Here is a 13,690-nt window from a genome sequence, read left to right as displayed (position 1 = left end):
CCACCCATGAGCAACCAGCATCGGACGTACGCCGATGTACTGGCCTCTGGACCGGCGGAGCCGGCCTAGAAGTGCTCCTTAGAAAGGAGGTGATCCAGCCGCACCTTCCGGTACGGCTACCTTGTTACGACTTCGTCCCAATCGCCAGTCCCACCTTCGACAGCTCCCTCCCACAAGGGGTTGGGCCACCGGCTTCGGGTGTTACCGACTTTCGTGACGTGACGGGCGGTGTGTACAAGGCCCGGGAACGTATTCACCGCAGCAATGCTGATCTGCGATTACTAGCAACTCCGACTTCATGGGGTCGAGTTGCAGACCCCAATCCGAACTGAGACCGGCTTTTTGAGATTCGCTCCGCCTCGCGGCATCGCAGCTCTTTGTACCGGCCATTGTAGCACGTGTGCAGCCCAAGACATAAGGGGCATGATGACTTGACGTCGTCCCCACCTTCCTCCGAGTTGACCCCGGCAGTCTCCTGTGAGTCCCCATCACCCCGAAGGGCATGCTGGCAACACAGAACAAGGGTTGCGCTCGTTGCGGGACTTAACCCAACATCTCACGACACGAGCTGACGACAGCCATGCACCACCTGTATACCGACCACAAGGGGGGCACCATCTCTGATGCTTTCCGGTATATGTCAAGCCTTGGTAAGGTTCTTCGCGTTGCGTCGAATTAAGCCACATGCTCCGCTGCTTGTGCGGGCCCCCGTCAATTCCTTTGAGTTTTAGCCTTGCGGCCGTACTCCCCAGGCGGGGAACTTAATGCGTTAGCTGCGGCACCGACGACGTGGAATGTCGCCAACACCTAGTTCCCAACGTTTACGGCGTGGACTACCAGGGTATCTAATCCTGTTCGCTCCCCACGCTTTCGCTCCTCAGCGTCAGTAATGGCCCAGAGATCCGCCTTCGCCACCGGTGTTCCTCCTGATATCTGCGCATTTCACCGCTACACCAGGAATTCCGATCTCCCCTACCACACTCTAGCTAGCCCGTATCGAATGCAGACCCGGGGTTAAGCCCCGGGCTTTCACATCCGACGTGACAAGCCGCCTACGAGCTCTTTACGCCCAATAATTCCGGACAACGCTTGCGCCCTACGTATTACCGCGGCTGCTGGCACGTAGTTAGCCGGCGCTTCTTCTGCAGGTACCGTCACTTGCGCTTCTTCCCTGCTGAAAGAGGTTTACAACCCGAAGGCCGTCATCCCTCACGCGGCGTCGCTGCATCAGGCTTTCGCCCATTGTGCAATATTCCCCACTGCTGCCTCCCGTAGGAGTCTGGGCCGTGTCTCAGTCCCAGTGTGGCCGGTCGCCCTCTCAGGCCGGCTACCCGTCGTCGCCTTGGTAGGCCATCACCCCACCAACAAGCTGATAGGCCGCGGGCTCATCCTTCACCGCCGGAGCTTTCAACCCCCAAGATGCCTCGGGAGGTGGTATCCGGTATTAGACCCCGTTTCCAGGGCTTGTCCCAGAGTGAAGGGCAGATTGCCCACGTGTTACTCACCCGTTCGCCACTAATCCACCCCGAAGGGCTTCATCGTTCGACTTGCATGTGTTAAGCACGCCGCCAGCGTTCGTCCTGAGCCAGGATCAAACTCTCCATGAATGTTTACCCGTAATCGGGTCGAACACCACAAGAGCGGGACGACCGGTCGGAATAAGACCGATCGTCCACAGCGTCCTCGCTGTGTCATTGCCTGCCCGCCACAAAGGACCGACAGGACTTTCAAAGGAACCTCAACCCACCGAAATGGGCCGGGGTTGTCAATCTGGCGTTGACTTTTGGCACGCTGTTGAGTTCTCAAGGAACGGACGCTTCCTTCAGACCCTTTTCATCGGGCCCTCCGGGCGCTTCCCTTCGGTGTTTCCGTACACTATCAGGCTTTTTCGGTCTTCCTGACCACCGCCCTGCGGGCAGGCAGAGGTTTAGACCAGTTAGTATCTCGGCTTGATAGGTGCTGCCGACCCCCGACTCAATGTCGCGTTGGGGCCAGGCAGGGGTACGACAGTACAGCTCGCCGAGAGATGAGGCAAATCGTTTCCGGTGCGCCCCTAGGTCCGCGAACTGGTAGCTCTCAGGCGTAACTGGGACATCCAGTGACATACCCTTCTGAACAGTGCGTCGTCCAGGACAGCAGGGACGACGCCGTACGAATCTCCGCCCTGGGAGGCTCCATGACCACAGTGACGTCCCCTATTGCCGGACGGGCCATCGGACTCGCTGCCGTGCCGGACCCCGTCTTCTCCGGTGCGATGGTCGGTCCCGGTACCGCTATCGACCCCGTGCGTGAGCCTTCGGAGGCCGTCGCCCCCGTCGACGGAATCATCGTCTCCCTGCACCCGCACGCCTTCGTCGTCGTCGACGACCAGGGGCACGGTGTACTGACGCACCTCGGCATCGACACCGTCCAGCTCAACGGCGAGGGCTTCGAACTGCTCGTCAACAAGGGCGACACCGTCCAGCGCGGGCAGGCAGTTGTGCGCTGGAACCCGTCGGCCGTCGAAGAGGCCGGAAAGTCCGCCATCTGTCCCGTCGTGGCGCTCGAAGCCACGGCCGACTCCCTCTCCGACCTCCGTGAGGACGGCGACGTCAAGGCCGGCGACTCGCTCTTCGGCTGGCAGTGACGCCGGAGTCGCAATGACGGCTGGTCGGACATCCACCGCGGCGGCACGGGCCGTCGCTCAATCGGAGACGGGTGTAATGGAGACAACGCTGCGAGGCGTCGGCGTGAGCCATGGTGTGGCGATCGGCGAGGTCCGGCACATGGGTACGGCGGTTCTCGAGCCGCCGGCCAAGCAGATTCGGCCCGAGGACGCGGAGCGTGAACAGGGGCGCTCCCGCAAGGCCGTGGAGGCCGTGGCAGCAGACCTTATTGCCCGCGGCAATCTGGCCGGTGGCGAGGCGCAGGCCGTGCTGGAGGCGCAGGCCATGATGGCGCAGGACCCGGAACTCATGGCCGACGTGGAGCGCCGTATCGCCGTCGGCAGTACTGCCGAGCGCGGTGTGTACGACGCGTTCGCCATGTACCGGGAGATGCTCGCGGGTGCCGGTGAGTACATGGCCGGTCGGGTGGCGGACCTGGACGACGTGCGGAACCGGATTGTGGCGCGGCTGCTCGGTGTGCCGATGCCCGGTGTACCGGACAGCGACGAGCCGTATGTACTGATCGCGCGGGATCTCGCGCCCGCGGACACCGCGCTGCTCGACCCGGCACTTGTACTCGGGTTCGTCACCGAGGAGGGCGGGCCCACCAGCCACAGCGCGATTCTGGCGCGGGCACTGGGAGTGCCGGCCGTGGTGGCGCTGCCCGGTGCCAAGGAGCTGGCCGAGGGCACGCTCATCGCCGTCGACGGCAGTACTGGCGAGATCTTCGTCGAGCCGAGCCAGGAGAAGCGGGGTCAGCTGGAAAGGGCGGCGGCGGAGCGCAAGGCGGCGCTGGCCGCTTCCAGTGGGCCGGGGGCGACCTCCGACGGGCACAAGGTGCCGCTGCTGGCCAATGTCGGCGGGCCCGCCGATGTGCCGGCCGCGGTCGAGGCCGGTGCCGAGGGTGTCGGTCTGTTCCGTACTGAGTTCCTCTTCCTGGACGACAGTAAGCAGGCGCCCTCGGAGGAGAAGCAGGTCGAGGCGTACCGCAAGGTTCTCGAGGCCTTCCCCGAGGGCAGGGTGGTCGTGCGGGTGCTGGATGCCGGTGCGGACAAGCCGCTCGACTTCCTGACTCCGGCGGACGAGCCGAACCCGGCGCTGGGTGTGCGCGGGCTGCGGAGCCTGCTGGATCACCCGGAGGTGCTGCGTACGCAGTTGACGGCGCTGTCCAAGGCCGTCGCCGGGCTGCCGGTCTATCTCGAGGTCATGGCCCCGATGGTGGCGGACCGCACGGACGCGAAGGCGTTCGCGGACGCGTGCCGCGAGGCCGGGCTGCAGGCGAAGTTCGGTGCGATGGTGGAGATTCCGTCCGCCGCGCTGCGGGCGCGCTCGATCCTGCAGGAGGTGGAGTTCCTGTCGCTGGGCACCAATGACCTCGCGCAGTACACCTTCGCCGCCGACCGTCAGGTGGGTGCGGTGTCGCGTCTGCAGGACCCGTGGCAGCCAGCGCTGCTGGACCTGGTGGCGCTGTCGGCCGAGGCCGCGAAGGCCGAGGGCAAGAGCTGTGGTGTCTGTGGTGAGGCTGCCTCCGATCCGCTGCTCGCGTGTGTGCTCACCGGTCTTGGTGTGACCTCGCTGTCGATGGGTGCCGCGTCGATTCCGTACGTCCGCGCGACGCTGGCGAAGTACACGCTCGCGCAGTGCGAGCGCGCTGCCGCCGCGGCGCGTGCCGCGGACACGGCCGAGGAGGCGCGGGTCGCCGCGCAGGCGGTGCTCTCCGGCGAGTAGCCGGTGTGCCGTGGCTCGATGGTTGATCGATGGGGCTTCCTGCCGGGGGCGGCAGGAAGCCCCATCGGCGTTTCAGTGGTGGTTGTCCCGGTCGTCGGTGGTGATGGCGAATCCCGCGCAGTATTCGACGCCGGGCTCCGGGGACAGCGGCTCCCCGGTGTTGGCGTCGGTGCAGTAGGCGCTGAAGACCTCGCCCGCGGTGAGCGGGACGAGACTGCGCTCGTGGAGCCGCCAGCCGTGCAGGCGGTCGGGGGTGCCATCTGCGCTCGTACGGAGAACTACTCCCCCGGGCGTTTCGAGGGCGATGCCCGTGGCGAGGACGGTCACGAACTCCGCGCCCTCCGAGGCGTCCAACTGGGCCTGTGCGTCGGCGGCACCCTCGGCATGGAGGACGGCGACGAGCTGTTCGTCCGGGGCGGGGATGCTGCAGACCATGTGGTGTCTGCCCGGTCCGGCCGCTTCGAGCAGGCTCATCAGAATGCTGGAAGCCCTGTCGAAGGCGGCACGGCCGATGTCCTGGCCGCAGTCGGCGCAGTCCCCGAGGTCGGCGAGGAGCATCGTCGCGTACTCCCAAGTGGCCTGGCGCACTGCCTTGTTGATCAGCTGGGGCAGCAGGCTGGTGACCGGCTGGCCGGTGTACGCCAGGGTGGCGCCGCGGGCCGCGATGGCGGCGGTGTAGCGGCTGCGGCTGGCGGCGGCGTCGGGGTCGAGGCCCGCCTCGGTGCAGTACTCGGCGAAGTCCTCGGGGTCGAAGAGGGCGACGGTGGTGTGCAGCTGCCGGGAAGCCAGGGTCTTGAGCAGCGCCTCGATCTGGCGGAGATAGGTGGGGTGGTCGTCGAAGGTGAAGGTGCGGTACTGGCGCATCGCGCTGAAGTCGTACTCGTCGGCGATGAGACCCACGGTGCTGGGCACTTCGCGGCGGAGGGTGCGGCGCAGGGATGCGGTGGTCTTGTTGCGCCGGCGCGTGGACTGCTTGGTGTTTGCCATGTCTCCCCCTGTGTCGATTACTGGTGACTCACCGTAATCGACGGCACTGACAACGGGGCTTCGGGCAGCTTGTTCCGTACGAGACCGCTCTGCGCGAAGCAGGTGGCTACCAGTCCGGCCCCCATCAGGGCCCAGCCCGCGGGGCCTGCCGCGATGACGCCGGTGACGATCAATGGGCCCGCGCTGCGCTGGGCCGATGCGGCCACTCCATGCACTCCGAGGTAGGCGCCCTGTGCCTCGTCGGGGGCGAGGGCGACAGAGAGTTCCCAGGAGATGGTGGCGTGGATGATCTCCGCCAGGGTGAGCGCGGCGGCGGCGAGGACGAGGGCGGTGATCGCGAGCCACCGGCTGCCGACCGCGGAGGCGCTCATGGCGAGGGTGCCGACGGCGAAGGCCGCTGCGAGGGGGACCAGCAGCCGCCGTGCTGCTCGCGTCGTGGCGCCGAACTTGGCTATGGGGATCTGCAGCGCCACGACCATCACGTTGTTCAGTACGAGGAGCAGCGGGGCCAGGCCGTGCGGAGCTTCGGTGGCGTGCACGATCCAGAGCGGTAGTCCGACCATGAAGACGGCGTCGTCGAGGAAGAGCACCGTCTCACTGGCCACATAGAGGAGATAGGTACGGTCGCGCCAGGGGTTCGCAGGCTTCACCGGGACCGTCTCGCTGCCGGAGCCGGTGACGACACGCGAGGGTGAAGGGGCGTCACCGCAGCGCAGGGTGAGCAGTGCTGCGGCGAGGGAGCTGATCGCGTTGCCCACGAGGAGGGACTGATACGCGGCGGTGGTACCGATGCCGAGCGCGGCTGCGGCGGCCAGGCCGCCGATGGCGAAGCCGGTGTTGCCGACGGTGCGGTTCAGGGCCTGATAGCGAACGCGCTGGGAGCCCGTGATGCGAGTGGCGTAGAGCTTGGTGAGGACGTTCGCGCCGCGGTCTCCAACGCTGGCGAAGGCCGCGCAGACGAGCAGCAGTGCGTAGTGGTCGGTGGTCAGCAGGGCCAGGCCGGCGAGGGCGCGCAGGAGCTGTGCGGCGATCAGGACGCGGGTGACGGACAGCCGGTCGGCGACGCGGCCGGCGATCGGTGCTCCGGCGATGCCGACGCCGGCCGACAGCGCAATGAGGAGGCCGACTTCGGTGAGGGAGAGGCCGGTGACGTAGGTGAAGTAGAGGGCCTGCGTGGCGGTCCACAGGCCGTTGCCCGTCTTGTCGACCATGGTGATGGCAAGCATGCGGCGACCATCACGGCCGCCTGGGATGCGGTTCTTGAGTGTGCCTTTGGGTGTGTCTTCGAGTGCTGCCCGGCTCTTCGGCAGGCTCACCGGTTCCCCCCTTGACGTGAGTTATGTATTGATACATAGTTCATTACGTGGCAACACAATATTCGATCAGTGGTACGACCGCCAAGGGAATCGCCGCGTCCGTCGAACGGGCTGTGGCGGACGGCGGTTTGGGGCCCGGCGACGCGCTGCCGCCGGTGCGGCGGCTCGCGGACGATCTCGGGGTGAGCGCCGGGACGGTCGCCACGGCCTACAAGGAGCTGCGGCAGCGCGGGGTCGTGGTGACGCGCGGGCGGGGCGGAACCGTGGTCGCCGCCGCGCCCGCGGTCGCTTCCCGGCGGCCTCCGAAGGTGCCCGAGGGGCTCCGGGATCTGGCCGGGGGGCACCCTGATCCGGCGTTTCTGCCGGATCTGCTGCCACCGGGGCAGCTCTCCCCCGGCGCCCGCTCGCACCGTTCGGCCCCGCGACTGCCGGAGCTGGAGGAGGCTGTACGCGCCTGGATCGGCGGCCATGGGGTGCCGGTCGAGCATGTCACCTTCGCGCACGGCGCACTGGACTGTGTGGCGCGACTGCTGTCCACCGAGCTGCGGCCGGGCGACACGGTGGCGATGGAGGACCCCGGCTACCACCACCTGCTGGATCTCGTACAGGCATTGGGCCTGCGGTCGGTGGCCGTGCCGGTGGACGACGAGGGCATGCGTCCCGAGGCGCTTGCCGCGGCCGTGCGGGCGGGTGCGCGGGCGGTCGTGTGCAGCCCGCGGGCCCAGAATCCGTACGGCGGATGCTTCTCGGCCGGGCGACGCGACGCGCTCGTCGAGGTGTTGCGCGAGACGCCCGAGGTGCTGGTGATCGAGAACGATCACGCCTCGGACATCGCGGGCGCGGAGCTCAACTCTCTTGCCGCGGGCGGGCTCTCACGCTGGGCGCATGTGCGGACCGTCACCAAGTTTCTGGGGACGGATCTGCGGTGGGCAGCGGCGGCGTGCGATCCGACCACGCTGGCGCGGCACGACGGTCGGCTGCTGCTGACCTCGGGCTGGATCAGCCATCTGCTGCAGCGCACCGTGCTCGGCCTCATGAGCGATCGGGACACCATGGGGCTGGTGGGCAAGGCGCGTACGGCCTATGGAGAGCGGCGGCGGGCGCTGGTGGCTGCGCTCGGCTCGCATCGCATCGCCGCACATGGGGTGAGCGGGATGAATGTGTGGGTGCCGGTCGTGGACGAATCGGGTGTCGTCAACGGGCTGCGGTCCAGGGGCTGGTGGGTCGCGGCCGGGTTCCGCTTCCGGATCGCCTCGGGACCGGGTGTACGGATCTCGACAGCGGGTCTTGAGCCGAGTGATGCGGTGCTGCTCGCCTCGGACTTCGCGGAGGTGCTGGGCGAGTCCGAGGCGACGTACGGGGGGTAGAGGGTCTCGGCCGGGCCCGGCCCAGCACCTCAGCCTGGCGAGCCGGACTGTCCGGCAGACGGGCCTGATCCGCGGGTGCGGGCCAAGTTCTCGTAGAAGCGCAGCAGTTCCAGGTTGTCGACCGAGCCCGGGTTGACCGCCTTCGTCAGGGCTGTGCCCTGGAGCAGGCGCTTCACCGGGACCTCGATGCGCTTGCCGGTGAGGGTGTGCGGGACGCCCGGGACCTCGATGATGTCGTCGGGGACATGGCGTGGGGAGAGCTGTTCGCGGATCGTCCGCTTGATGCGGGCGCGCAGGTCGTCGTCGAGAGTGGCGCCGTCGACGAGGTGGACGAAGAGCGGCATCCAGTAGCCGCCGTCCGGTTCCTCCAGGCCGATGACCAGGGATTCGCGGATCTCGGGGAGTCGTTCGACGGCTTCGTAGATGTCGGCCGAGCCCATCCGTACGCCCTGGCGGTTGAGCGTCGAGTCGGAGCGGCCGTGGATGACGACGGAGCCGTGATCGGTGATGGTGATCCAGTCGCCGTGCCGCCAGACGCCCGGGAACATCTCGAAGTAGCTTTCGCGGTAGCGGCTGCCGTCGGGGTCGTTCCAGAAGCGGATCGGCATGGACGGCATAGGGTTGGTGACGACCAGTTCGCCGACCTCCCCGATGAGTGGCTTGCCCTGGGGGTCCCAGGCCTGGAGGTCGGTGCCGAGGCAGGCCGCCTGGAGTTCGCCGATGTGAACGGGCAGGGTCGGCACCGCGCCCGCGAAGCAGCTGCAGACGTCCGTACCGCCGCTGACGGAGGCGATCCACAGGTCGTCGGCCACCTCGTCGTGCAGCCAGCGGAAGGCGTCGGGCGGGAGCGGGGAGCCGGTCGTCGCGACGCACTTGACCGCGGACAGGTCGAAATCGCGCGACGGGTGGACCTCTGCCTTGCGGCAGGCCATGACGTACGCGGCGGAGGTGCCGAAGAGCGTGGCCTTGGTGCGCTCGGCGATACGCCACTGGGCCGCGGTGTCGGGATAGCCCGGGCTGCCGTCGTACAGGACGACCGTCGTGCCGGTGAGCAGGCCGGAGACGAGGAAGTTCCACATCATCCAGCCGGTCGAGGTGTACCAGAAGAAGCGGTCCTCGGGGCCGAGGTCGCAGTGCAGGCCGATCTGCTTGAAGTGCTCCAGCAGAATGCCGCCCTGTGACTGGACGATGGCCTTGGGCAGCCCGGTCGTGCCGGAGGAGTACAGGACCCACAGCGGGTGGTCGAAGGTGACCTGCTCGAAGACGGGCTCGACGTCCGCCGATGTGACCGCCGACCAGTCGAGAGCGCCCTCGGGGGCCTCGGTGCCGAGCAGCGGGATGTGGATCACCGCGCGCAGGGTGGGGAGCTCGCGGCGCAGCTCGGCGACCGTGTCGGTACGGTCGTGCTCCTTGCCGCCGTAGCGGTAGCCGTCCACCGTGAACAGGACGACCGGCTCGACCTGCTGGAAGCGGTCGAGGACGCTGCGGGCGCCGAAGTCGGGTGCGCAGGATGTCCACACCGCTCCGACCGCCGCGGTGGCGAGCAGCGCGGTGACGGCCTGCGGAATGTTGGGCAGATAGCCGCTGACCCGGTCCCCCGGGCGTACGCCGAGGGCGCGCAGTTCGTCGGCCAGCGCGCCTACCTGGCGGCGGAGCTCGGACCAGCTGATCGGGGTCGGCTCATGTGTCTCGTCCACATGAAGGAGAGCCGGATCGTGGGGGCGCTCCTCGGCGGCGCGCAGGGCGTGCTCGGCGTAGTTGATGGTGGCGCCGGGGAACCACCGGGCGCCGGGCATGGCCCGGTCGGCCAGCACGCGCTCGTACGGAGTGGAGAAACGTACGTCGAACCATTCGGCGACCGCTCGCCAGAAGGTTTCGAGCTCGTCGATCGACCAGCGGTGCAGCGCCGCGTAACCGCCCTCGGCAGGGGCCCCGTGGCGCTCGGCGGCCCAGGCCTGAAAGCGGGTGATCCGGGCGGCGGCGATGCGGTCGGGGTCCGGCTGCCACAGAGGGGCAGGGTTCGCTGCTGAGGTCATGGGGCGTCTCCGGGGTGGCTCTACGCGGTGTGTGCGTGTCTCGCGCGCACGAGCGGGGTGTGCGCGTGACACGGCTGACACGGACGATGCCATGTGATCGTCTTTCGCACCAGGGCTCCCCACCCATGGTCGGGCAAGGGAATATGTGCTCCCACCACGGGTGAACGGGAGTTGAACAAACCCCCGCGCACCTACGAGCGGATGGCAGGCTGAGCTGCATGGACGGTCGTGGTCTGGTGCGCTCAGTGAGAATCTTCGGAACGATGCAGGGGCTGCGCGCGGCACGCTCGGCCTGGCGACAGCGTCGGACCGATGCCCGGGCGCTGCCGGCGAGAGGTGCGGAACGGGCCAGAGTGCCCGGGCCGGTCACCGGGGCCGAGCCACTGCCGGGCGGCGGGATCGTCCGGTTCGCCCGTTCTCAACTGCGGATCCGGGTGGCTGCCGGCGGCGCGGTCTTCTGGGGCTGGGACGGCGCCGAGCCCGAACCCTCGTACGCCCTCGCCGGTGCCGCTCCCGAGCCGGACCCGCGGGCGGAGCTGGAACCCGACAAGGACGGGGGCTGGCGTGTGGTGTCGGAGCGCGTGACGGTGGAGGTCTCCCGACACGGCGCCGTGGAGATCCGTACGCCCGGAGGTGTCGTACTGCGCCGGGATCTGCCACCGCGCTGGTGGGAGCCGGTGCGGGGCGGGCCCGCTCGGTGGGTGCAGCGGACCGAAGTGCCCGCGGACGCGCGCTTCTTCGGGCTCGGCGGCCGGGCGTCCGGGCCGCGGCTGCGCGACGGCTCGTACCGGCTGTGGAACACCGACCCGCGCGGCAGCTTCGAGCCCGGCGACGACCCGCTGTACATCACCATGCCGGTCCAGCTGGTGGTGGCCGACGCGGGCACCCATCTGGCCTTCCACGACAACTCCTGGGACGGCCGGGTCACCCTCCGGGAGGGCGAGGAAGGCGCGGGCTCCGGGCACGACCGGCCGGGCACCAGCGAGGTGCGCATGGAGGGCGGGCCACTGCGCTGCTGGGTCGTGGTGGGCACACCCACGCGCGTACTGGCCGGCTGGACCCAGCTGACGGGCGCGCCCGCGGTGCCGCCGTCCTGGGCGCTCGGTCCGCAGCACGCACGGTGGGGGTTCGGCAGCGAGCAGGAAGTGCGCCGGATCGTCGCGGGCTATCAGGAGCGCGAGCTGCCGCTGTCCGCGGTTCATCTCGACATCGATCACTACGACGCGCATCAGGTCTTCACCGTCGACCGCGAGCACTTCCCCGATCTGCCGGGGATGGCGAAGGATCTGCGCGACGACGGTGTGCGGCTGGTGTCGATCGTCGATCCGGCGGTGAAGGCGGAGCGCGGGAACGCGGTGTACGACAGCGGTGCGGTGGCGGGGGTGTTCGTGCGGGACGCGGCGGGCCAGGAGGTCCGTGGCGTCGTCTGGCCCGGCGAGAGCGTCTATCCGGACTTCACCGATCCGGCGGCCCGCCGTTGGTGGGGAGAGCTGTACGAGGAGCGGCTCGCCCAGGGCTTCTCCGGCGTCTGGCACGACATGAACGAGCCCGTGTCCTTCACGCCCTTCGGCGACATGACCCTGCCGCGGTCCGCCCGGCACGCGCTGGACGGACAGGGTGGCGATCACCGCGAGGCCCACAACCTGTACGGCCTCACGATGGCCCGTGCCGGCTACGAGGGGCTGCGGCGGCTGCGTCCCGACGAGCGGCCGTTCCTGTTCTCGCGCTCCGGCTGGGCGGGCATGCAGCGGTACGGAGGCACCTGGTCCGGTGATGTGTCCACGGGCTGGCCGGGGTTGCGGGCCTCGCTTTCGCTGGTGCTGGGGCTCGGGCTGTGCGGGGTGCCGTACTCCGGGCCGGATGTGGGCGGCTTCGACGGCAGTCCGTCGCCGGAGCTGTATCTGCGCTGGTTCCAGCTGGGGGCGCTGCTGCCGCTGTTCCGTACGCATGCGGCGATCGACGCGGGGCGCAGGGAGCCGTGGGAGTTCGGGCCCACGGTCCTCGAGCACGCGCGGGCCGCGCTCGTCGAACGGGAGCGGCTGCGCCCCTACTTCGTCACCCTCGCGCATCTGGCGCGGCTGACCGGGGCGCCGTATGCGCGGCCGCTGTGGTGGGGCTGCCCGGAGGACCGGGTGCTGCGCGACTGCGAGGACGCGTATCTGCTCGGCGACGCGCTGCTGGTGGCGCCAGTGCTGGAGCGGGGGACGGACCGGCGGGCGGTGCGGCTGCCGAGGGGACGGTGGTACGACACGGCGACGGGCCGGGCGTACGACGGCCCGGGTCAGGTGCTGGTGGACGCGCCGCTGTCACGTATCCCCGTACTCGCGCGGGGTGGCTCGGTGATCCCGGTGCGGGGGGATGACGGCGGGATGGAGCTGGAGGTCTGGGCACCGGCGGAGGGCCGCAATGGCAGGGGCCTGGTGGTCACGGACCTGGGCGACGGCTGGGAGCAGCCGGAAGTGGAGCGGTACACGACACGGCTGGTGGACGGACGGGTCGTGGTGAAGCAACAGAAGGGCGGGGGGTCGGCGCAGCCGAGGTGGCGGGTGCGGGTGCGGGGGTTGGGAGCGCGGGGGTAGGTCCGGGGTGCGGGGCTCGGGGTTCGCGGGTACCCGGTGCCGTACGGTCCGGGTTCCGGGTCCCCTACGGGCTCGACTCCTCGGCGTCGGCGGCAATGAGGGGTTCGCAAGGGCACCCGGCGTTGGCCGCCAATCGGGGGTTCGCCCGCGAAACCACCCACCGGACAGCAACCACCAACGCCCCCCGGCCCACGCTCACCACGGACGCTGGAAACGCGGGGACGACCCTGCACGACCCCTCCCCACCGGAACGGTACGGGTGCAGGCCGCCGGGGTGCGCCGCGCGAGACACACCACCGGCAGCCACCGCCGACGCCACCTAGGGCGTGTTTTAGAAGTCGCTCCCCCAGAGCTTCGCCTGGGAGGTACCCCCACCCCGCGACGCCTGGCACGCACACTCGCGGTGTTGTCGGAGTCGCCCAAGTACGTCCAGTACGAGGGCGATCCTCCGCCGTGCGATTGCACGCACCAGACGCCGCGGGGCCCGCCCTGCGGGCGGACGGCGCTACTTCTCAAAAACGCCCTAGGCGTACGTGCCCACGAACCAGTTTCGGACCGCGATCGTGTGCAGCGGGAACGTCAGCTCCGTCGGCTCGTGGAGCACGTGCCAGCCCGTCGTCTCCGGGGTCGGGGCCGGTGGTGGAAAGGACTCCACCGCGCGCGGTGGCAGGAGGCCGAACAGGAGCAGATGGCCGTCCGGGGCGCTGAGTGCGTCTGCGAGGCGGACGTCTTCGCGGGGGACCTCGATGCCGGTTTCCTCCGACAGCTCCCGGACGACCGCCTGCTGCCAGTCCTCGCCGAGGTCGATATAGCCGCCCGGCAGCGCGATGCCGCCCCGCCCCGGGTCGATCGTGCGGGTGATGACGACGAGCCCGGTTCCGTCCGCGTCGTACGCGGGCAGCAGCGCGACGGCGACCGGCAGCGGGTTGCGGTAGGCCGTCTCGCCGCAGGTCGGGCAGGTGCGGGGCCAGCGGGTCAGGGAGCCGTACGGTGCCCCGCAGTTGCCGCAGTGGGAGTCCATGGACACGCGCG

Annotated in this window: 8 protein-coding genes and 1 rRNA gene; 4 read left to right on the top strand and 5 right to left on the bottom strand. The window is 69.1% G+C overall.

From position 1 onward, the window contains the following. Positions 1-82 precede the first annotated feature (82 nt). A 16S ribosomal RNA gene (locus OG905_RS34050) occupies positions 83-1,607 on the bottom strand. 569 nt (positions 1,608-2,176) lie between these two features. On the opposite strand from OG905_RS34050, the gene OG905_RS34045 reads away from it, so the two are divergent. Together OG905_RS34045 and ptsP are read left to right on the top strand one after the other, a co-directional pair. Further along, positions 2,177-2,626: a PTS sugar transporter subunit IIA gene (locus OG905_RS34045; RefSeq protein WP_328680334.1), complete on the top strand. Its 450-nt coding sequence runs from the start codon at positions 2,177-2,179 to the stop codon at positions 2,624-2,626. Positions 2,627-2,702: 76 nt separating this feature from the next. Further along, positions 2,703-4,373 carry a phosphoenolpyruvate--protein phosphotransferase gene (gene ptsP / locus OG905_RS34040; RefSeq protein WP_328680333.1) on the top strand — a complete coding sequence of 557 codons (1,671 nt, stop codon included), beginning with the start codon at positions 2,703-2,705 and terminating at the stop codon, positions 4,371-4,373. Between the two features lie 72 nt (positions 4,374-4,445). On the opposite strand, the gene OG905_RS34035 is transcribed toward ptsP, so the two are convergent. Both OG905_RS34035 and OG905_RS34030 read right to left on the bottom strand, forming a co-directional pair. Then, positions 4,446-5,360: a hypothetical protein gene (locus tag OG905_RS34035; RefSeq protein WP_328680331.1), complete on the bottom strand. Its 915-nt coding sequence runs from the start codon at positions 5,358-5,360 to the stop codon at positions 4,446-4,448. A gap of 17 nt (positions 5,361-5,377) precedes the next feature. After that, positions 5,378-6,586, bottom strand: coding sequence for an MFS transporter (locus tag OG905_RS34030; RefSeq protein WP_328680329.1), 1,209 nt, complete (start codon positions 6,584-6,586; stop codon positions 5,378-5,380). 137 nt (positions 6,587-6,723) lie between these two features. Between OG905_RS34030 and OG905_RS34025 the strand changes: the two genes are divergently transcribed. After that, positions 6,724-8,043 carry an aminotransferase class I/II-fold pyridoxal phosphate-dependent enzyme gene (locus OG905_RS34025; RefSeq protein WP_328680327.1) on the top strand — a complete coding sequence of 440 codons (1,320 nt, stop codon included), beginning with the start codon at positions 6,724-6,726 and terminating at the stop codon, positions 8,041-8,043. A 29-nt stretch (positions 8,044-8,072) separates the two neighbouring features. Here the strand turns inward: OG905_RS34025 and OG905_RS34020 are convergent, their stop codons facing one another. Then, a complete protein-coding gene (locus OG905_RS34020; protein WP_328680325.1) occupies positions 8,073-10,079 on the bottom strand; it encodes an acetoacetate--CoA ligase in 2,007 nt (668 codons plus the stop codon). 218 nt (positions 10,080-10,297) lie between these two features. Here OG905_RS34020 and OG905_RS34015 point away from each other — a divergent pair, with 218 nt between their 5' ends. Further along, on the top strand, positions 10,298-12,658 hold the full coding sequence (locus OG905_RS34015; RefSeq protein ID WP_328680323.1) for a glycoside hydrolase family 31 protein: 2,361 nt from the start codon (positions 10,298-10,300) through the stop codon (positions 12,656-12,658). A 523-nt stretch (positions 12,659-13,181) separates the two neighbouring features. Here OG905_RS34015 and OG905_RS34010 read toward each other — a convergent pair. Then, complete coding sequence (locus OG905_RS34010) at positions 13,182-13,679, bottom strand: NUDIX domain-containing protein (RefSeq protein WP_328682749.1); 498 nt, start codon at positions 13,677-13,679, stop codon at positions 13,182-13,184. Positions 13,680-13,690: the final 11 nt, after the last annotated feature.

This window comes from Streptomyces sp. NBC_00322 (assembly GCF_036147535.1).
GTDB lineage: Bacteria > Actinomycetota > Actinomycetes > Streptomycetales > Streptomycetaceae > Streptomyces.
The sequence above is the reverse complement of the archived record's forward strand: the minus strand, read 5'-3'. Positions and strand labels throughout refer to the sequence as shown.